Here is an 18461-nt window from a genome sequence, read left to right as displayed (position 1 = left end):
GCGAAGAGTCGGTGACAAGTCCTGCTCCCCGGGTTGGTGCGAGGTAGCGTCCTCGGCGACCACGATCGACCGGCGGAAGAGAGCTCTGTGAATCGCACTGTAGGCATCCGGTCGTACCGGGTGGGACTGTCGGCGGTCGTCCCGGTTCTCGCGTTGGTCCTGGCGCCGCATGCCCTCGCCGACGGCGCCGTCGTCGTCTACTCGGTGACCAGCAACGCACCGCTGGCCAGCATCTCCTACCTGGACGCGAACAACAACCGCCAGGTGCTGACCAATGTCACGGCCCCGTGGTCGACGACGATCACCAGCGCGCAGGCACGCCCCCCGGTTGCCGTGACGGCCCGATCCACCGGCACCGAGGTGACGTGCACGATCACGGTGAACGGGCAGATCGTCGACCGGGATTCGGACAATGACGGTACGGCCGACGTCGATTGCCACGAGGACTACGACGACTGATCCGGTCGGCGGCTAGCTCAATTCCCAACTGGCCGTCACCGAGAAGCTGACGGTCTGCTGGCCGGGCTGCAGCGGAACCTCGCTGGCCATCGCCCCGCGCGGCGCCGGCATCGGAACCGGGGGCGGCGGCGTTATGCCCCCGGGTGCCTCGGAGATCGAGATGACCTTGCCCAGCGACAGCCCGGACAGTTCGGCGTACTGCTGGGCGCGCTGCTTGGCGTCATTGAAGGCCCGCGCCCTGGCATCGCTGACCAGCTTGGAGTCGTCCTCGATGGAGTAGCTCACCGAGTTGATCCTGGTGGCGTCGCCGCCGGCGTTGATGACGTTGGCCAGCACCTGGGATGCGGTGTCGAGCTTGCGGATCTTGATCTGGACGGAATTGCTGGCCCGGTAGCCGTTGATCACCGAGTTGTCGGTGTACTGCGGTTGCAGGCTCACCTGGGTCGTGCTGATGTCCTTGGCGTCGACGCCGCTGGCGTTGAGCGCGTTGAGTACCGACTTCTGCCGGTCATTGGTCTGGTTCATCGCCGTGGTGACATCCGGGGCGACGGCCTCGATGCTGACATCGGCGGTCAGGGTATCCGGCACGCCCTGCACCTCGCCGGCCCCGACGACGGTGACCTGACGCGGGTTGGCCCCGACCGGGCCCGCGGTCGCGTCGCACCCGGACAGCGCCGCGGTGAGCAGGCCGGCGGCGGTCAACGCAACGACAAGACGGCGACGTCCCGGGATCGGCATGCCTGCCACCGTAGCGCGCAGCACTAGATTTACCTGGCATGTCCCAGCCCCGGTTGACTCACCTCGGCGGTCCCACCACGCTCATCGAACTGGACGGGTGGCGCATTCTGACCGATCCGACCTTCGATCCGCCCGGCCGGCGCTACACGTTTGGGTGGGGCACCTCCTCCCGCAAGGTCGCCGGGCCCGCCCTGGCTGCCGACACGGTCTTTCCGGTCGACCTGGTGCTGCTCAGCCACGACCACCATGCCGACAACCTCGACGACACCGGCCGCGGGTTGCTCGCCCGGGCATCCACCGTGATCACCACGGTGCCCGGTGCGCGGCGGCTGTCCGCGCCGAACGTCCGCGGTCTGGCCGACTGGGCGTCGACGACGGTGACCACGCCGGGGCGTCCGCCGCTGGTCATCACCGCCACACCGGGCCGGCACGGACCGAAGTTCAGCAGGCCGATCGCGGGTAAGGTCAACGGCTTCGGCCTGCGGCGCGAGGGCGAGGACACCGCCGCGCTGTGGATGTCGGGCGACACCGTGCTCTACGACGGAGTGCGCGAGGTCGCCGACCGGATGCCGGTTGACGTTGCCCTGCTACACCTGGGCGGGGTGCGGTTCGGGTTCACCGGGCCGGTCCGCTTCACCATGAGCGCCGCCGAAGGCGTCGAGTTGATCCGGTTGATCCGGCCCAGGCTTGCCGTCCCCGTGCACTACGAGGGCTGGACCCATTTCCGTGAGCAGCAAGCCGTTGCGCGCCAGACACTCTCGAACTCCGATGTCAGAGACAGGGTCCGCTGGCTCACCCCGGGTGTGCCCACCGAGGTCTAGGACCGTTCGGCGTCGTGCTCGCCGATGGCTTTCACGATCGCTTCGCTGGCCCGGCCCAGCAGGTCCCCACGCCTGGTCTTTGCCCACTCGTGTGACGCGTGCGGTGCGGTCAGCTGGCCCTTGAAGTGTGGCATGACCTTTCGGGCGAACAGCTCGTAGGAGTGATAGGTGGCCTGCGGGCTGGCCCAGTCGTGACCCAGCATCAGGAAGGTGCCGAACCCGCCGGAGCGCTCCAGCAGATCGCTGATGTAGGCGATCGCGTCGTCGGGGGTGCCGATGCAGCAGTTGCCTTGGGCCGCATAGTCGGCGACGAACTCCCGCGGGGTCTGCTCGGCGTCCTCCACCTCGTTGGACAGCGGGACGAAACCGGCCGCGCCGAAGTAGCTGGCGAAGTCGGCCAGCCCGTAGGTGCAGTCGTCGATCGCCTGCTCGCGGCTGTCGGCAAGGTGCACGATGCCCAGCACTCGCCAGTCGGCGCGATCCGGATCGGGTCGGCCGGCCTTGGCGGCCTGCTCGATGACGATCTCCCAGGCGTTCTCCAGCGCGGCGTAGCCGCCGGGCACCGACATCGACAGCGACAGCAGCGAGGTGCCCAGGGCCCCGGCCAGTCGCGGACCGGACGGCGAAATCATTGCCGCGGTGGATATTTCGGGATACGGCCAGGTGTAGGGCCGGATGTGAAGCTGCGCGTCGCGCAGGGTGAACCAGTCCGAATGCCGGTCGATGCGTTCGTCGGGGGCGGCGCGGAACAGCGCCAGGATGGCCTCCAGTGACTCGTGCATCATCCGCCGCTGCTCGACCGGGTCGATACCCATCATGTAGGCGTCGGACGGCAAGGCGCCGGGACCGGCCCCGAACATCACCCGGCCGCGCGTCAGATGATCGAGCAGCACCCAGCGATCGGCCACCATCAGCGGGTGGTGGTAGGGCAGCGAGACCACGCCGGTGCCCAGCCGGATGTGCTTGGTGCGTTCGGCGGCCGCGGCGATGAACACCTCCGGGCAGGCGATGAGCTCATAACCGCCGGAGTGGTGTTCGCCGAACCAGGCCTCGTCGAAGCCGAGCCGGTCCAGCGCCACCGTGCGCTCCAGGTCGTATTCCAATGCCACGGTGGGAGATTGGCCGACCGGGTGAAAGGGCGTGAGGAAGACGCCGAAGTTGATGGGTCGCATTGTCACCACTCCAATCCGGACAGGAAGCCGCACAGCTCCCGGTTGACGTCGTCGGGTCGTTCCTGCTGAATCCAATGCCCCGCACCGTCGAGCAGCACCTGCCGGTAGGGTCCCTTGACCACTTCCCCGGCCCGGTCGACCCGGGTGAAGCCCAGCGTTGGATCGGCGGTGCCGCCAACGAAAAGTGCTGGCGCAGAGATGGTTTCGGCCGGTGGGTTAGCCATGATGTGCCAGTTGCGGTCGAAATTGCGGTACCAGTTCAACGCGCCGGTGAAACCGGTGCGACCGAACTCGCCGACGTAGTGGTCGAGTTCGTCGCCGGACAACCAGTCCGGCATGCGCTCTGGCTCGGCGAGGCGGTCGAGGAAGCCGGCCGGCCCAGCGGCCAGCATCCGCTGCGCAGCGGTCTCGTCGGCCGGTGTCCGCATACCGCCCAACAGCAGCGACATCGTGCGGTGCGGGTCGGCGCCCAGCTCGGTGTCGGCCACCCCGGGCTGCTGGAAGTAGAGGATGTAGAAGAAGTTGTCCCCGAAGATCCGCCGGAACGCCTCGGTGGGCGGGGTCAGCGGGCGCGGCACCGGCGGCACCGACAGTCCCGCCACCGCCGCCACCCGCTGTGGGTGCAGCAGCGGCATGTTCCAGGCCACGACGGCACCGAAGTCGTGCCCGATCACCGCCGCCCGCTGCGCGCCGACGTCGTCGAGCAGCCCCACCACGTCGCCCGTCAACGCGGTCAGGTCGTAGGCGTCGACCGACTCGGGCCGCGACGAGCCGCCGTAGCCGCGCTGGTCGGGTGCCAGCACGTGATATCCGGCCTCGGCCAGGACCGGGATCTGGTGCCGCCACGAGTAGGCCAGCTCGGGGAAACCGTGGGTCAGGACCACCACCGGGGCGCCGCGCTCACCGGCTTCGACCACCCGCAACCGCACCCCGTTGACGTCGACTAACCGTTTCCTCGGAGCGATCACGGTGCCAGCCAAGCACAGCCGAGGCGCGCCGCAAGGGCCGATTCGTCTATCAGCGAACGGCTACCAAATGCTGACGGAAACCAGCGGGGCGCTTCCCGGCGTTGGTGTAGCGGTAGCCTGAACTATCCCAGCTGCGCATATCGGAAGGACCAGGCCGTAAGGCCGATGCTTGATGAACCGGAAAAACGTGATCCGCACACTGACGGTGATCGCCGTCGTGCTGCTGCTCGGCTGGTCGTTCTTCTATTTCAGTGACGACACCAGGGGCTTCAAACCCGTCGACACCTCGGTGGCGATGTCGCAGATCAATGGTGACAACGTCAAGAGCGCGCAGATCGACGACCGCGAACAGCAGTTGCGTCTCGAGCTCAAGAACGGCAACAGCGACACCGAGAACTCCAACAAGGTCATCGCGAAGTACCCGACCGGGTACGCGGTCGACCTGTTCAACGCGCTGAGCGCCAAGAACATCAAGACCAACACCACCGTCAACCAGGGCAGCATCCTGGGATCGCTGCTGGTCTACATGCTGCCGCTGCTGCTGCTGGTCGGCTTGTTCGTGCTGTTCTCCCGCATGCAAACCGGCGGCCGGATGGGTTTCGGCTTCGGCAAATCGAAGGCCAAACAGCTCTCCAAGGACATGCCCAAGACCACCTTCGCCGACGTCGCCGGCGTCGACGAGGCGGTCGAGGAGCTCTACGAGATCAAGGACTTCCTGCAGAACCCGTCGCGCTACCAGGCACTCGGCGCCAAGATCCCCAAGGGCGTGCTGCTCTACGGTCCGCCCGGCACCGGTAAGACCCTGCTGGCCCGCGCCGTCGCCGGCGAGGCCGGGGTGCCGTTCTTCACCATCTCGGGTTCGGACTTCGTCGAGATGTTCGTCGGCGTCGGCGCCTCCCGGGTCCGTGACCTGTTCGAGCAGGCCAAGCAGAACAGCCCGTGCATCATTTTCGTCGACGAGATCGACGCTGTCGGCCGCCAGCGTGGCGCCGGGCTGGGCGGCGGTCACGATGAGCGGGAGCAGACTCTCAACCAGCTGCTGGTGGAGATGGACGGCTTCGGTGAGCGGCAGGGCGTCATCCTGATCGCGGCCACCAACCGGCCCGACATCCTCGATCCCGCCCTGCTGAGGCCCGGCCGGTTCGACCGCCAGATCCCGGTGTCCAACCCCGACCTGGCCGGCCGCAAGGCCGTGCTGCGGGTGCACTCGCAGGGCAAGCCGATGGCCCCCGACGCCGACCTGGACGGGCTGGCCAAGCGCACGGTCGGCATGTCCGGCGCCGACCTGGCCAATGTCATCAACGAGGCCGCCCTGCTGACTGCCCGGGAGAACGGCACCGTCATCACCGGCGCCGCCATGGAAGAGGCCGTCGACCGGGTGATCGGCGGGCCGCGCCGCAAGGGCCGCGTGATCAGCGAGCTGGAGAAGAAGATCACCGCCTACCACGAGGGTGGACACACCCTGGCGGCGTGGGCGATGCCCGACATCGAGCCCATCTACAAGGTGACGATCCTGGCTCGCGGCCGCACCGGCGGCCACGCGGTGTCGGTGCCCGAGGACGACAAGGGCCTGATGACCCGCTCGGAGATGATCGCGCGACTGGTCTTCGCGATGGGTGGGCGCGCCGCCGAGGAGCTCATCTTCCGCGAGCCCACCACGGGTGCGTCCTCCGATATCGAGCAGGCCACCAAGATCGCCCGCGCGATGGTCACCGAGTACGGCATGAGCGCCAAGCTCGGCGCGGTCCGCTACGGCACCGAGCACGGCGACCCGTTCTTGGGCCGCAGCATGGGCACGCAGGCCGACTACAGCCACGAGGTCGCCCAGATCATCGACGACGAGGTCCGCAAGCTGATCGAGGCGGCCCACACCGAGGCGTGGGCGATCCTTACCGAGTATCGCGACGTGCTCGACATACTCGCCGGCGAGCTCCTCGAGAAGGAAACCCTGCACCGCAAGGAGCTGGAGGCCATCTTCGCCGACGTGAAGAAGCGCCCGCGGCTGACGGTGTTCGACGACTTCGGCGGGCGCATCCCCTCCGACAAGCCGCCGATCAAGACGCCTGGGGAGCTGGCCATCGAACGCGGTGAGCCCTGGCCGAAGCCGATGCCCGAGCCGGCGTTCAAGAAGGCGATCGCCCAGGCCTCCGCTGCGGCTTCGGCCGCGGCGCCGGCCACCGGAAACGGCAACGGCTCGCACACCGGCTCGCAACCCGGCCAGCCCGGGCCGGGCCAGCCCGATTACGGCGCCCCGGCCGGCTGGCATGCGCCCGGCTGGCCCCCGCAGAACGGGCCGCAGCACAACGCGCCGCAGCAGGGTGGCTACTGGTACCCGCCCCCGCCGGGTTGGGGACAACCCGCCCCCCCGCAGGGCCAACCGCATGCGCCGTATCAGCCGTATCCGGCGCCGCGTCACGGCGGTCCTGGGCAGCCAGAGGATGCGGGCGACGACGCCGGGCGGACTCATCCGCCGGGCAACGGTTGATTGACGAACGGAGCATCGATGCCCCAGCCGACCTCGATCACGCTGGAAACCCCCGAATTCGACCAGCTCCGTGCTGAGGCGGCCGTTCGGGAGTTGCTGTTGGCAGTCGGAGAAGACCCCGACCGGCAAGGCCTGAAGGAGACCCCGGCCCGTGTCGCGCGGGCCTTCCGGGAGATGTTCGCCGGGCTCTACACCGACCCGGATACGGTGCTGGAGACCACTTTCGACGAGCAGCATGACGAGTTGGTACTGGTCAAGCAGATCCCGATGTACTCCACCTGCGAGCACCATCTGGTGGCTTTCCACGGCATGGCCCACGTCGGCTACATCCCCGGCGCGGACGGCCGGATCACCGGCCTGTCCAAACTGGCCCGGGTCGTCGACCTGTACGCCAAGCGACCCCAGGTGCAGGAGCGGCTCACCGGGCAGATCGCCGATGCGGTGATGCGCAAGCTCAAGCCGCGCGGGGTCATCGTCGTCATCGAGGCCGAACACCTGTGCATGGCGATGCGCGGGGTGCGCAAGCCGGGTGCCATCACCACGACATCGGCGGTGCGCGGACAGTTCAAGACCGATAAGGCATCGCGTTCCGAGGCGCTGGATCTCATCCTGCGTAAATGACGCCGCCACGGGGACCACGCACGCAGGTGATGGGTGTCGTCAACGTCACCGACGATTCATTCTCCGACGGCGGCCGCTACCGCGATCCGGCTCGCGCTGTCGAGCACGGGCTGGCGCTGGCGGCCCAGGGGGCGTCCATCGTCGACGTCGGCGGGGAGTCGACCCGTCCCGGCGCGGTCCGCATCGACGCCGCAGTAGAGGCAGCCCGCGTGGTGCCGGTCGTCAAAGAGCTTGCCGCCCAAGGGGTTACCGTCAGCATCGACACCATGCACGCGGCGGTCGCTGCCGCCGCGCTCGACAGTGGTGCCAGCATCGTCAACGACGTCTCGGGGGGACGGGCTGATCCCGCCATGGCGTCGTTGCTGGCCGAGGCGAAGGTCCCGTGGGTGCTGATGCACTGGCGTTCCGTTCGTGCCGCGCAGCCGCACGAGGTGCCGGCCTACCGCGATGTCGTGGCCGAGGTGCGCGCCGAGCTGCTCGCCGGCGTCGACGCCGCCGTGGCAGCCGGTGTCGATCAGGAGAACCTGATCATCGACCCCGGGCTGGGTTTCGCCAAGACCGCCCGGCACAACTGGGCCCTGCTGCACGCGCTGCCCGAGTTCGTCGCCACCGGTATCCCGGTGCTGGTCGGCGCATCCCGCAAACGGTTCCTCGGTGCGCTTCTGGCCGAGGCCGACGGCACCGTACGCCCGCCCGACGGGCGCGAGACCGCCACCGCGGTGATCTCGGCGCTGGCCGGCCTGCACGGCGCCTGGGGTGTCCGGGTGCACGATGTCCAGGCCAGTGTCGACGCGCTCAAGGTGGTCGACGCCTGGGCGGGGGGAGCATGCGATGGCTGACCGCATCGAACTGCGCGGCCTGACGGTGCGCGGCAACCACGGTGTCTTCGACCATGAACGCCGCGACGGACAGGACTTCGTCGTCGACATCACGGTGTGGATCGACCTGGCGGACGCCGCGACCAGCGACGACCTCACCGACACCTACGACTACGGCGTGCTTGCCCAGCGCGCGGCTGCCGTCGTCGGCGGGCCGGCGCGCAACCTCATCGAGACGGTCGCCGGTGAGATCGCCGAAGACGTCATGACCGATCATCGGGTGCACGCGGTGGAGGTGGTGGTGCACAAGCCGCACGCACCGATCCCGTTGGCATTCACCGACGTCGCTGTCGTGGCCCGGCGCTCCCGGCGCGGTGGCCGGGGCCAGATCGTGCCCGCCGGAGGGAGTGTATGACCCGGGTGGTGCTCTCGATCGGGTCCAACCTGGGCGACCGGGTGGCGCGGCTGCAGGCCGTGGTCGACGAACTCGACGGTGCCGTCCGCGCAATCTCACCGGTCTATGAGACCGACGCCTGGGGTGGAGTCGAGCAGGGGCCGTTCCTCAACGCCGTCATCGTCGCCGACGACCCGGAGCTGGACGGTCACGGGTGGTTGCGCCGCGCGCAGGCGCTGGAGGAGGCCAACGAGCGGGTCCGGGAGCAGAAGTGGGGGCCGCGCACCCTCGACGTCGATCTGGTCTGCTGCTATACGACCTCGCCGGCCGGCGACACCGAGGTGATCGCCCGCGACGAGCACCTCACCCTGCCGCATCCGCTGGCCCACCTCCGGGCATTCGTGCTGGTCCCGTGGCTGGCGACCGACCCGGACGCGGAGCTGACCGTGGCCGGTGAGCGCCGCCGGGTCGACGAGCTGCTGGCCGGGCTCGAACCGGCCGAGCGCGACGGGGTGCGCCGCACCGGCCTGGTCCTGCACGTGGCCACCGACGACGAGCCGGCGACCTGATGGGCCCGACCCGTAGACGCGACCTCATCGCCGCGGTCGTCGGCGTCGCGATCCTGGCCTACCTGCTGGTGCATCTGCTCTACCGCAACTTCCCGCCGATCACGCTGTGGACCGGGCTGTCCCTGCTGGCCGTCGCCGCCGGTGAGACTGCCTGGGCGGTGTCGGTGCGGACCCGCATCAAGAACGGCCAGATCGGTGCCGGCGGCGGGCGGCTGCATCCGTTGGCGGTCGCCCGCAGCGTGGTGATCGCCAAGGCCTCAGCATGGGTGGGTGCGCTCGTGCTGGGCTGGTGGATCGGCGTGCTGCTCTATCTGTTGCCCCGGCGTTCTGAGCTGCGGGTGGCCGAGGCCGACACCCCCGGGGTAGTGGTAGCCGCGATCAGCGCGCTGGCCCTGGTCGTGGCGGCGCTGTGGCTGGAACATTGCTGCAAATCCCCCGCGGATCCCACCGACAGCACCGACGCCGCCCCCGAATAGTCCCGACCGGCGAATCGCCGCAGTTCGACGACACGCCCAGCGACATCGCACAGGTACAGTCAGCCCATGACCGTTCTGTCCCGCGGCGGCCGTAATCGGCGCGGCGGCCGCAGGCCGGGTTGGCTGCTCTTGACGGTGATGCTGGTGCTTGCCATCGCGGCCAGTTCGGCGCTGGTCTTCACCAACCGCGTCGAGCTGCTCAAACTTGCGGTCATTCTGTCGCTGTGGGCGGCGGTAGTGGCGGCCTTCGTCTCGGTGATCTACCGCAGGCAAAGCGATATCGACGCAGCGCGGGCGCGTGACCTGAAACTGGTCTACGACCTGCAGCTCGACCGCGAGATCTCCGCACGTCGCGAATACGAACTGGGTGTCGAGTCGCACCTGCGCCGGGAACTGGCCTCCGAGCTGCGTGCCCAGGCCGCCGACGAGGTGGCCCTGCTGCGCGCGGAGCTCGCCGCGCTGCGCGCCAACCTGGAAATCCTCTTCGACGCCGACCTAGGCGATCGGCCCGCCCTGGAGGGCGACCGCACCGGCGCCGGCCGCGGCGACTGGACCCGCGACACCACCACGATGCCGCCGGCCCCGGGCCGGGTGCAGAGCAGCCGCATCACGCCGGTGCGGTCCGAGGAGACCAGCAGCCGCACCGCCGAGAACCCGATCATCGACGTCCCCGAGGAGCCGCTGACCCCGCCGCAGCAGCCCTACGCCCCCCCGCCGCCACGCCGCCGCGCCCAGCCCGAGCCCCGGCCCGAGGAGATGTACGGCGGTTCCCATCGGCGGTCCGCCGACCGGCCGTTCGCGCCGCCCCCGCCGCGTCCCGAACCGCAGCCGGCCGCCGCGGCCGCGCCGGCGCCAGCCGAGACCACGCCCGAACCCGTTGCCGAGGCGCCGACGTGGCGACCGGTCGAGGTCGAGGGCCAGTGGCTGCCGCCCGGTCAACCCGGCAGCAACTGGGTGGCGCCCGCCGACGCTGGTGCCGTCGTCCCGGCCGCCGACAGTAGTGGCGCGGCCCCCGCCGCCGACGAGGCGGCACGCGGCAGGCATTGGACGCCGCCACCGGCTGCCGCAGAATCCGAGCCCGCGCCCCGACCCGAACCGGTCATGCACCCCCCCGCCGAGCCGGCCCCGCGTGCCCGCCATGCCGTCGACGGCGCCGCCTACGCGCCGCCGGCGCCGGCCATGTCGGCCCCGCCCCCTGCCCCCCGGCACCGCGGGGCCGAGGAGGCGCCACCGGAGGAGCCGCAGGAGGCCGAGGGCACGCCGGGTCAACACGCCGATGGACAGTCGGTGGCCGACCTGCTGGCCCGGCTGCAGGCCAACGGCAGCGGCGGCGGGCGCCGTCGCCGCCGGGAAGACTAGCCACGGCCCGGCGGAGGCCCTGCACCGCCGGGTTAGAGTTGTCACGACCGTCCGGTACCCGACGAAGGACCGGAACGAACACATTCATTGACGTCAGCGAGGTCGTCGACGTGGGGACCCCCAGCGGCTTGCGCCCGGCACGGCTGAAGGTGGGCATCATCTCGGCCGGCCGAGTGGGCACCGCACTCGGGATGGCGCTGGAGCGCGCCGATCATGTGGTGGTGGCGTGCAGCGCCATCTCGACGTCGTCACGCCGACTGGCCGAGCGGCGACTTCCCGACACCCCGATCCTGCCGGTGCCCGACGTTGCCGACAGCGCCGAGCTGCTGCTGCTGACCGTGCCGGACGCCGAACTGCCCGGACTGATCCGCGGGCTGGCCGCGACCGGGGCGGTGCGCCGCGGCACCATCGTCGTGCACACCTCGGGCGCCAACGGGGCCGCGATCCTGGCCCCGCTCGCCGAGCAGGGCTGTATTCCGCTGGCCATCCATCCGGCGATGACATTCACCGGCGCCGACGAGGACGTCGCCCGGCTGACCGACACCTGCTTCGGTATCACCGCCGCCGACGAGATCGGCTACGCCATCGCGCAATCGCTGGTCCTGGAGATCGGCGGCGAGCCGTTCGGGGTCCGCGAGGATGCGCGCACGCTTTACCATGCGGCCCTGGCGCACGCCAGCAATCACCTCGTCACCGTCGTCGCCGACGCCCTCGACGCATTGCGGGCCGCGCTGACCGGGCAGGAACTGCTCGGGCAGGAGCTCGTCGTCGCAGCACCCGGCGGGCTGGCGGAGCGGATCGTCGGCCCGCTGGCCCGTGCTGCGCTGGAGAACACCTTGCAGCGCGGGCAGGCGGCGCTGACCGGACCGGTGGCCCGCGGTGACGCAGCCGCCGTAGCCGGCCATCTGGCTGCCCTCGACGACGTGGATTCGGAACTGGCACAAGGTTATTACGCGAACTCGCTGCGCACCGCGCAGCGTGCGCGCGCCCCCGAGGAGGTTTTTGAGGTGTTGGCGGACTGGTCGGCTCACCGTGGCGGCCGACAATGAGCGCGGGGCCGCAGTTCGCCGCCGGACAGCTCAACATGTATGCGACGCCAAAGGCGGTGGCCGACGTGACGCGCGCACTGCGTCACACCGGACGCCGCGTCATGCTGGTGCCCACCATGGGCGCGCTGCACGACGGTCACCTGGCGCTGGTTCGCGCCGCGAAACGGGTGCCCGGCGCGGTGGTCGTGGTGTCGATCTTCGTCAACCCACTGCAATTCGGGGCCAACGAAGACCTCGACGCCTACCCCCGCACTCTCGACTCCGACCTGGAATTGCTCGGCGGTGAGGGGGTCGAGGTGGTGTTCGCGCCCAGCGCTGCGGCCATGTACCCGGACGGACCGCGGACCACGGTGCACCCCGGACCGCTGGGTGCCGAACTGGAAGGCGCGACCCGCCCCGGCCACTTCGCCGGCATGTTGACCGTCGTGTTGAAGCTGCTTCAGATCGTGCGACCAGACCGGGCGTTCTTCGGCGAGAAGGACTATCAGCAGCTGGTGCTCATCCGCCAGATGGTCGCCGACCTCAACGTCGACGTGCGCATCGTCGGCGTTCCCATCGTGCGGGAGTCCGACGGCCTGGCGATGTCTTCGCGTAACCGCTACCTCGACCCCGAGGAACGCGAGCAGGCCGGCGCGTTGTCCTCAGCGCTGCTGGCCGGGATGTACGCGGCCTCCGGCGGTGTGGAGCCGGCGCTCGACGCCGCCCGCGCGGTCCTCGACGAGGTCCCCGCCTTCGTGGTCGACTACATCGAGGTTCGTGGGCCGCAGCTGGAATGCGCACCCGCCTACGGCTCGGCCCGGATGTTGGTGGCCGCCCGACTCGGGACCACCCGCCTGCTGGACAACATCGCGATCGACCTCGGGACCGGCATGGCCGCGCGGGGCGAGGGCAGCTCTGATCAGAACGAAATCACGTGGAGAAATTGATGGTACCGACGATGTGCGCGGATCCGCTGACCCCGCGGACGGTGCGGTAATCGTGCTGCTCGCTCTCGACGTCCGCAACACCCACACCGTCGTCGGATTGATCTCCGGTTCGGGAGACCACGCGAAGGTGGTGCAGCACTGGCGCATTCGTACCGAACCGGAAGTGACCGCCGACGAACTGGCACTCACCATCGAGGGGCTGATCGGTGATGACTCCGAGCGCCTGACCGGTGCCACTGGGCTGTCCACGGTTCCCTCGGTCATGCATGAGGTTCGCCTCATGCTGGACCAGTACTGGCCCGCGGCCGCGCACGTGCTCATCGAGCCCGGGGTGCGTACCGGGATTCCGCTGTTGGTCGACAACCCCAAGGAGGTCGGTGCCGACCGGATCGTGAACTGCCTGGCTGCCTACGCCAAGTTCAACTCCGCGGCGATCGTGGTCGACTTCGGGTCGTCGATCTGTGTGGACGTCGTCTCGGCGAGGGGTGAATTCCTCGGCGGCGCAATTGCTCCCGGTGTTCAGGTGTCCTCCGATGCCGCGGCCGCCCGATCGGCGGCGCTGCGCCGGGTGGAGCTGACCCGGCCGCGCTCGGTGGTCGGCAAGAACACCGTCGAATGCATGCAGGCCGGTGCGCTGTTCGGGTTCGCCGGTCTGGTCGACGGATTGGTGAACCGGATCCGCGAGGACGTCGACGGCTTCGCCGGGTCCGATGTCGCCGTGGTGGCCACCGGCCACACCGCGCCGCTGATGCTGCCCGATCTGCACACCGTGCAGCACTACGACAAGCACCTCACCCTCGACGGGTTGCGCATGGTCTACGAGCGCAACCGCGACAACCAGCGCCGGATCAAATCGGCCCGCTGACTCGCGATTTCGGCGCGCTTTCGTTCGCTCAGCGACGTGTTCTGTTCGGGGACATCGCTGACAGTTGGATGTCTCGGGACATTGCTGACACCTGAGTAGGGCTGGGACCAGCATGGTTCATGGCCCAGAAGGTGACAGCGATGGATATTCGCATGGCTGCAGCATTGGCCGGGCAGATCGAGAACGTGGCACAGTTTTGCCGCGACAGCGGTATCAGTAGGGAGACGTTCTACAAGTACCGCCGACGATTCGGTCAGGACGGCATCGAGGGGCTGCAGGAGCTCTCGCGGCGCCCGCGGACCTCGCCGAGGCAGACCCCGGTCGAGATCGAGGATCTGATCGTGTTGCGGCGCAAGCAGTTGATCGAGCAGGGACGTGATCACGGAGCCCAGTCGATCGTGTGGGCGTTGCAGCGCGAGGGTATCGCGGTGCCCTCGGTATCGACGGTGTGGCACATCCTGACCCGGCGCGGGGCGATCACCCCGCAGCCGCAGAAGCGGCCGAAGTCAGCGACGAAACGGTTCTGCTTTGATCGGCCCAACGAGTGCTGGCAGTCCGATTGGACCGGATGGGCGCTGGCCGACGGCACCCCGGTGGGTATCGCGGGCAGCCTCGATGACCACTCCCGCTACCTGGTGGGGTTGCGTGCCTGTACCGGTGACGCCGACGCCGCGCTCGTCTGGGAGGTGATGCTGGCGGGTATCGACGAATGCGGGATTCCGTCGATGTCGTTGTCGGACAACGGACTGGTCTATACCGGACGGTTCCACGCGTATGAATCGGCGTTCGAGACCAACCTGTGGGCCCTGGGCGTGCGGACCATCAATTCGGCGCCGTTTCACCCCCAGACCTGCGGCAAGATCGAGCGGTTGTGGCAGACGTTGAAAAAGTGGCTCACCGCCCACGAACCCGCCGCCACTATCGACGAGCTCAACGCTCACCTCGAGCAATTCCGCAACTTCTACAACCATCAACGGCCGCATCGCGCTCACCGAGGGGCCACCCCCGCCGAGGTGTTTGACGCCACCGCCAAAGCCCGGCCCGCTGACCGTCCCGTGCCCGCACCAATCGTGATCAGCCATCACAGCGTTGGCGAAACCTCGGGATACATCTTCGTCGCACCCTACAAAGTCAACGTAGGCCTGCGGTGGGCCGGCCACGACTGCGACGTCATCCGCGACGGTGAGCACATCACCATCCTCAGCGGCACCACCCTGGTCCGCTCCTTCACCGCCGACCCCACCCGCAGCTACCAACCCGGCGACAAAACCACCCGGACCTATCGCACCCGCGAACCCAAACCGGCACCATGAGTGTCAGCGATGTCCCGAGACACAAGTGTCAGCGATGTCCCGAGACACCACAGTTCGCTCAGCGACGGTTTGCGCGCCGAAATCCATCAGAAGAAGGTGCGGACCAGATCGACGACGCGGCCCCGCCGGTCGAGCACCGGGATCAGCTGCCATTTGTCGAACACCGTGCACGGATGCGACACCCCGAACGCGATCCAGGTGCCGACATCGACAAGCTGCTGGGCGGCCGCCGTCAGGGCCAGAAAGGCATGCTGGTCATTGAGTTTGGTCACCTCGCAGCCGGCCAGGCCGTCAGGTACCCACTGCGATCCGCGGCGGATCTGGCGCGGCACCGGCAGATCCTGGTCGAACGAGACGTCGCGGCGGCCCATCGTCAGCAGCGCCAACCCCGGCTCGGGCCGAGAACACACCTGGGCCCACACCTGCATGGCGGCCTGGAAACCGCCGGGCTGCGCACCGGGCCGGGTCAGCGGTGAGGTCCGCAGGTACAGGCCATCGTCGTTGGTCAGGTAGACACCGCTGCGCAGGATGGTGCGCCAATCCCCGGCCAGCGTCTCGGCCACCAGGTCGAAGTGCGTGCTGCCGCCCGCGGTGACGATGACCTCGGAGATGTCGGACACCTCGCAGCGCGGCGCCAGCCGCGCCGCGACGGCGCGCAACCAGCCCAGGTAGTCGCGCACCCGGCCGATCCCGGCCGGGTCGACGTCGTGGCCCAGCGCGGCCTCGTAACCGGCGACGCCCACCAGACGAAGGCGCGGGCTGGTCGCCGCCGCCGCGGCGACCGCGTCGGCTTCGGTGTCGTCGCGGCAGCCGGTGCGGGTGCCCGCCGCGCCGAGCTCCACGCAGACGTCGACGGGCCGCCGGGCGCCCACGGCCGCCAGGGCCGCGGTCATCAGCTGCACCCCGCGAACCGAGTCCACCCAGCAGGTCAGCCGGAAGTCGGGGTCGCGGTCCAACTCGGTGGCCAGCCAGGCCAGGCCGGCGGGGTCGACCAGCTCGTTGGCCAGCAGCACTTCCCGCACGCCGAACGCGCGAAAGGTTCGCACCTGGCTGATCGTGGCCGCCGTCACCGCGGTGGCGCCACCGTCGAACTGCCGGACGAGTAGCTGGGGAGCCATGTGCGTCTTGCCGTGTGGGGCCAGCTCCACTGCGCGGCCCGCGCACCAGCCGGCCATCGTGGCGAGGTTGTGGCTCAGCGCCTCGGCATGCAGGACGCAGACCGGCCCCAGGGGTCCGGCGTCGAACAGATCGGGCGCGTCGGCGCAGATCTGGGCCGGGGTCCGGCCGGTCCATGCGGCTGGTAAACCCTTGAACCGCCAGTCCACCGGCTCGTCGGCCAGGACCGCCACCGCAGCGGCGTTGATGAGGGACGTCACGGACTCATTTAAGCTGGCACGTCGTGAGCTCTGCTGATACGCCGGACATCGAATCGAACATCGAGGCAGCGGGAGCTGACATCCCGGAGCAGTTCCGGATCCGCCAGGGAAAGCGTGAGCGCCTTCTGGCCGAGGGCAAGGACCCCTACCCGGTGGCCGTGCCGCGCACCCACTCGCTGGCCGAGGTTCGCGCCGCGTACCCCGACCTGCCCGCCGACACCACCACCGGCGACATCGTCGGCGTCACCGGCCGCGTGGTGTTCGCCCGTAACTCGGGCAAGTTGTGCTTCGCCACACTGCAGGACGGCGACGGTACCCACCTGCAGGCCATGATCAGCCTCGCCGGAGTGGGGGACGAGGCGCTGGAGGCCTGGAAGTCCGAGGTCGACCTCGGCGACATCGTCTTCGTGCACGGCGAGGTGATCAGTTCGCGGCGCGGGGAACTCTCGGTGCTCGCCGACTCCTGGCAGATGGCGAGCAAGGCGCTGCGTCCGCTGCCCGTCGCGCACAAGGAGATGAGCGAGGAGTCCCGGGTCCGGCAGCGCTATGTCGACCTGATCGTTCGCCCACAGGCCCGCACGGTGGCGCGGCAGCGCATCGCCGTGGTGCGAGCCGTCCGCAACGCGCTGGAGCGCCGCGGGTTCCTCGAGGTCGAGACGCCGATGTTGCAGACACTGGCCGGTGGTGCCGCGGCGCGGCCCTTCATCACGCACTCCAATGCGCTCGACGCCGATCTGTATCTGCGAATTGCGCCGGAGTTGTTCCTCAAGCGGTGTGTGGTCGGTGGTCTGGAGAGGGTTTTCGAGCTCAATCGGAACTTCCGCAACGAAGGCGCCGATTCCACGCATTCACCGGAATTCGCGATGCTGGAGACTTATCAGGCGTGGGGAACCTATGACGATTCGGCGGTCATGACCCGCGAAGTTATTCAAGAAGTGGCCGATGAGGCGATCGGTACCAGGCAGGTGCCATTGCCGGATGGATCACTCTATGATCTCGACGGCGAATGGCCGTCGATACAAATGTACCCGTCGTTGTCCGAAGCCCTTGGTGAAGAGATCACGCCGGACACGTCGTTGGAATACCTACTCGCTATTGCCGAGCGACTCGAGGTCGAGATCCCGCCTGATCGCGGCTATGGTCACGGCAAGTTGGTCGAAGAACTGTGGGAACACACCGTCGGCACGACATTGTGGTCCCCGGCATTCGTCAAGGATTTTCCGGTCGAGACCACACCGCTGACGCGCCAACACCGCAGCATTGCCGGCGTCACCGAGAAGTGGGATCTGTACGTGCGCGGGTTCGAGTTGGCCACCGGATACTCCGAACTCGTCGACCCGATCGTGCAGCGCGAGCGCTTCGAAGCGCAGGCCAGGGCCGCCGCGGCCGGGGACGACGAGGCGATGGCCCTCGACGAGGATTTCCTGGCGGCGATGGAATACGGGATGCCACCGACCACCGGGACCGGAATGGGAGTCGATCGGCTGTTGATGGCTCTCACCGGTTTGTCAATTCGGGAAACGGTTTTGTTCCCGATAGTTCGACGCCATGGCTGACGAGCTGCGCTTCAATCCTTGTTGAATGCCGTAGGCTTATGTGGCACATTGGTGCGCATGGGGTAGACGCCCGACAATCCGTTGTTGTGCGCAGGCAGAAGGATTCAGTGAGGTAATGGCTAAAAAGGTGACCGTCACTCTCGTCGACGATTTCGACGGTGCGGGCGCAGCAGACGAAACGGTTGAATTCGCGCTTGACGGCGTGAGCTATGAGATCGATCTTTCGGCGAAAAATGCCCAGAAACTTCGCAACGATCTCAAGGCGTGGGTCGAGGCCAGCCGGCGCGTTGGCGGGCGCCGCCGCGGCCGCTCGGGTCCGCCCGGGCGTGGCCGTGCGGCCATCGACCGCGAGCAGAGCGCGGCCATCCGGGACTGGGCCCGCCGCAACGGGCACAAGGTGTCCACCCGAGGCCGGATCCCCGCCGACATCATCGACGCTTTCCACGCCGCCACCTGATCGCCGGCGCCGCTGTCGTCGCGGGTCCACGGCGTTCGC

At 68.8% G+C, this 18461-nt stretch carries 19 protein-coding genes; 15 read left to right on the top strand and 4 right to left on the bottom strand.

The genetic code is table 11. The annotated features are described in order from the left end of the window. Positions 1 to 87 precede the first annotated feature (87 nt). Entirely contained in the window at positions 88 to 459 is a 372-nt protein-coding gene (locus ADBZ9K_RS20665) for an MmpS family transport accessory protein (RefSeq protein WP_526623737.1), read from the top strand. Between the two features lie 12 nt (positions 460 to 471). Here ADBZ9K_RS20665 and ADBZ9K_RS20660 read toward each other — a convergent pair whose 3' ends face one another. After that, on the bottom strand, positions 472 to 1197 hold the full coding sequence (locus tag ADBZ9K_RS20660) for an SIMPL domain-containing protein (protein WP_526623735.1): 726 nt from the start codon (positions 1195 to 1197) through the stop codon (positions 472 to 474). A 38-nt stretch (positions 1198 to 1235) separates the two neighbouring features. On the opposite strand from ADBZ9K_RS20660, the gene ADBZ9K_RS20655 reads away from it, so the two are divergent. Continuing rightward, the gene (locus tag ADBZ9K_RS20655) at positions 1236 to 2018 is read left to right on the top strand and encodes an MBL fold metallo-hydrolase (RefSeq protein ID WP_526623734.1); all 783 of its coding nucleotides are present in this window, start codon (positions 1236 to 1238) and stop codon (positions 2016 to 2018) included. Here the strand turns inward: ADBZ9K_RS20655 and ADBZ9K_RS20650 are convergent. Next, the gene (locus ADBZ9K_RS20650) at positions 2015 to 3190 is read right to left on the bottom strand and encodes an LLM class flavin-dependent oxidoreductase (RefSeq protein WP_526623732.1); all 1176 of its coding nucleotides are present in this window, start codon (positions 3188 to 3190) and stop codon (positions 2015 to 2017) included. The two genes, ADBZ9K_RS20655 and ADBZ9K_RS20650, sit on opposite strands and share 4 nt — an antisense overlap. Positions 3191 to 3192: 2 nt before the next feature. Continuing rightward, entirely contained in the window at positions 3193 to 4158 is a 966-nt protein-coding gene (locus tag ADBZ9K_RS20645; protein WP_526623730.1) for an alpha/beta fold hydrolase, read from the bottom strand. A 172-nt stretch (positions 4159 to 4330) separates the two neighbouring features. Between ADBZ9K_RS20645 and ftsH the strand changes: the two genes are divergently transcribed. The 11 genes from ftsH (at position 4331) to ADBZ9K_RS20590 (ending at position 15033) form a co-directional block, all read left to right on the top strand. Next, a complete protein-coding gene (gene ftsH / locus ADBZ9K_RS20640) occupies positions 4331 to 6643 on the top strand; it encodes an ATP-dependent zinc metalloprotease FtsH (protein WP_526623728.1) in 2313 nt (770 codons plus the stop codon). An 18-nt stretch (positions 6644 to 6661) separates the two neighbouring features. Continuing rightward, the gene (gene folE / locus ADBZ9K_RS20635) at positions 6662 to 7264 is read left to right on the top strand and encodes a GTP cyclohydrolase I FolE (protein WP_526623726.1); all 603 of its coding nucleotides are present in this window, start codon (positions 6662 to 6664) and stop codon (positions 7262 to 7264) included. Then, positions 7261 to 8103, top strand: a complete 843-nt coding sequence (gene folP, locus ADBZ9K_RS20630) for a dihydropteroate synthase (protein WP_526623725.1) — start codon at positions 7261 to 7263, stop codon at positions 8101 to 8103. The genes folE and folP overlap by 4 nt, the downstream gene beginning before the upstream one ends. Then, positions 8096 to 8497: a dihydroneopterin aldolase gene (gene folB, locus ADBZ9K_RS20625; RefSeq protein ID WP_526623723.1), complete on the top strand. Its 402-nt coding sequence runs from the start codon at positions 8096 to 8098 to the stop codon at positions 8495 to 8497. Before folP ends, folB begins: the two co-directional genes overlap by 8 nt. Next, positions 8494 to 9045: a 2-amino-4-hydroxy-6-hydroxymethyldihydropteridine diphosphokinase gene (folK, locus tag ADBZ9K_RS20620; protein ID WP_526623722.1), complete on the top strand. Its 552-nt coding sequence runs from the start codon at positions 8494 to 8496 to the stop codon at positions 9043 to 9045. The genes folB and folK overlap by 4 nt, the downstream gene beginning before the upstream one ends. Next, positions 9045 to 9521 carry a DUF3180 family protein gene (locus ADBZ9K_RS20615; RefSeq protein WP_526623721.1) on the top strand — a complete coding sequence of 159 codons (477 nt, stop codon included), beginning with the start codon at positions 9045 to 9047 and terminating at the stop codon, positions 9519 to 9521. Before folK ends, ADBZ9K_RS20615 begins: the two co-directional genes overlap by 1 nt. Positions 9522 to 9587: 66 nt before the next feature. Beyond that, positions 9588 to 10880, top strand: a complete 1293-nt coding sequence (locus ADBZ9K_RS20610; RefSeq protein WP_526623719.1) for a DUF6779 domain-containing protein — start codon at positions 9588 to 9590, stop codon at positions 10878 to 10880. A gap of 110 nt (positions 10881 to 10990) precedes the next feature. After that, complete coding sequence (locus ADBZ9K_RS20605; protein ID WP_526623717.1) at positions 10991 to 11929, top strand: Rossmann-like and DUF2520 domain-containing protein; 939 nt, start codon at positions 10991 to 10993, stop codon at positions 11927 to 11929. Then, complete coding sequence (gene panC / locus ADBZ9K_RS20600) at positions 11926 to 12855, top strand: pantoate--beta-alanine ligase (protein ID WP_526623715.1); 930 nt, start codon at positions 11926 to 11928, stop codon at positions 12853 to 12855. The genes ADBZ9K_RS20605 and panC overlap by 4 nt, the downstream gene beginning before the upstream one ends. 52 nt (positions 12856 to 12907) lie before the next feature. Then, entirely contained in the window at positions 12908 to 13720 is an 813-nt protein-coding gene (locus tag ADBZ9K_RS20595; RefSeq protein WP_526624272.1) for a type III pantothenate kinase, read from the top strand. Positions 13721 to 13839: 119 nt separating this feature from the next. Beyond that, complete coding sequence (locus ADBZ9K_RS20590; protein WP_526623202.1) at positions 13840 to 15033, top strand: IS481 family transposase; 1194 nt, start codon at positions 13840 to 13842, stop codon at positions 15031 to 15033. A gap of 86 nt (positions 15034 to 15119) precedes the next feature. On the opposite strand, the gene ADBZ9K_RS20585 is transcribed toward ADBZ9K_RS20590, so the two are convergent. Continuing rightward, a complete protein-coding gene (locus tag ADBZ9K_RS20585) occupies positions 15120 to 16409 on the bottom strand; it encodes an alanine racemase (protein ID WP_526623714.1) in 1290 nt (429 codons plus the stop codon). Between the two features lie 23 nt (positions 16410 to 16432). On the opposite strand from ADBZ9K_RS20585, the gene lysS reads away from it, so the two are divergent. Continuing rightward, positions 16433 to 17965 carry a lysine--tRNA ligase gene (gene lysS / locus ADBZ9K_RS20580; RefSeq protein ID WP_526623712.1) on the top strand — a complete coding sequence of 511 codons (1533 nt, stop codon included), beginning with the start codon at positions 16433 to 16435 and terminating at the stop codon, positions 17963 to 17965. Positions 17966 to 18080: 115 nt separating this feature from the next. Beyond that, positions 18081 to 18422, top strand: coding sequence for a histone-like nucleoid-structuring protein Lsr2 (gene lsr2, locus ADBZ9K_RS20575; protein WP_526623710.1), 342 nt, complete (start codon positions 18081 to 18083; stop codon positions 18420 to 18422). The last annotated feature ends 39 nt before the right edge of the window (positions 18423 to 18461 follow it).

Origin of the sequence: Mycobacterium sp. (genome assembly GCF_965229265.1) — a bacterium.
GTDB lineage: Bacteria > Actinomycetota > Actinomycetes > Mycobacteriales > Mycobacteriaceae > Mycobacterium.
The sequence above is the reverse complement of the archived record's forward strand: the minus strand, read 5'-3'. Positions and strand labels throughout refer to the sequence as shown.

Coding starts and splice junctions, on each gene's coding strand:
- ADBZ9K_RS20660 (WP_526623735.1), bottom strand. CDS start 1,197: ATGCCGATCCCGGGACGTCGCCGTCTTGTCGTTGCGTTGACCGCCGCC.
- ADBZ9K_RS20655 (WP_526623734.1), top strand. CDS start 1,236: ATGTCCCAGCCCCGGTTGACTCACCTCGGCGGTCCCACCACGCTCATC.
- ADBZ9K_RS20650 (WP_526623732.1), bottom strand. CDS start 3,190: ATGCGACCCATCAACTTCGGCGTCTTCCTCACGCCCTTTCACCCGGTC.
- ftsH (WP_526623728.1), top strand. CDS start 4,331: ATGAACCGGAAAAACGTGATCCGCACACTGACGGTGATCGCCGTCGTG.
- folE (WP_526623726.1), top strand. CDS start 6,662: ATGCCCCAGCCGACCTCGATCACGCTGGAAACCCCCGAATTCGACCAG.
- folP (WP_526623725.1), top strand. CDS start 7,261: ATGACGCCGCCACGGGGACCACGCACGCAGGTGATGGGTGTCGTCAAC.
- folB (WP_526623723.1), top strand. CDS start 8,096: ATGGCTGACCGCATCGAACTGCGCGGCCTGACGGTGCGCGGCAACCAC.
- folK (WP_526623722.1), top strand. CDS start 8,494: ATGACCCGGGTGGTGCTCTCGATCGGGTCCAACCTGGGCGACCGGGTG.
- ADBZ9K_RS20615 (WP_526623721.1), top strand. CDS start 9,045: ATGGGCCCGACCCGTAGACGCGACCTCATCGCCGCGGTCGTCGGCGTC.
- ADBZ9K_RS20610 (WP_526623719.1), top strand. CDS start 9,588: ATGACCGTTCTGTCCCGCGGCGGCCGTAATCGGCGCGGCGGCCGCAGG.
- panC (WP_526623715.1), top strand. CDS start 11,926: ATGAGCGCGGGGCCGCAGTTCGCCGCCGGACAGCTCAACATGTATGCG.
- ADBZ9K_RS20590 (WP_526623202.1), top strand. CDS start 13,840: ATGGCCCAGAAGGTGACAGCGATGGATATTCGCATGGCTGCAGCATTG.
- lsr2 (WP_526623710.1), top strand. CDS start 18,081: ATGGCTAAAAAGGTGACCGTCACTCTCGTCGACGATTTCGACGGTGCG.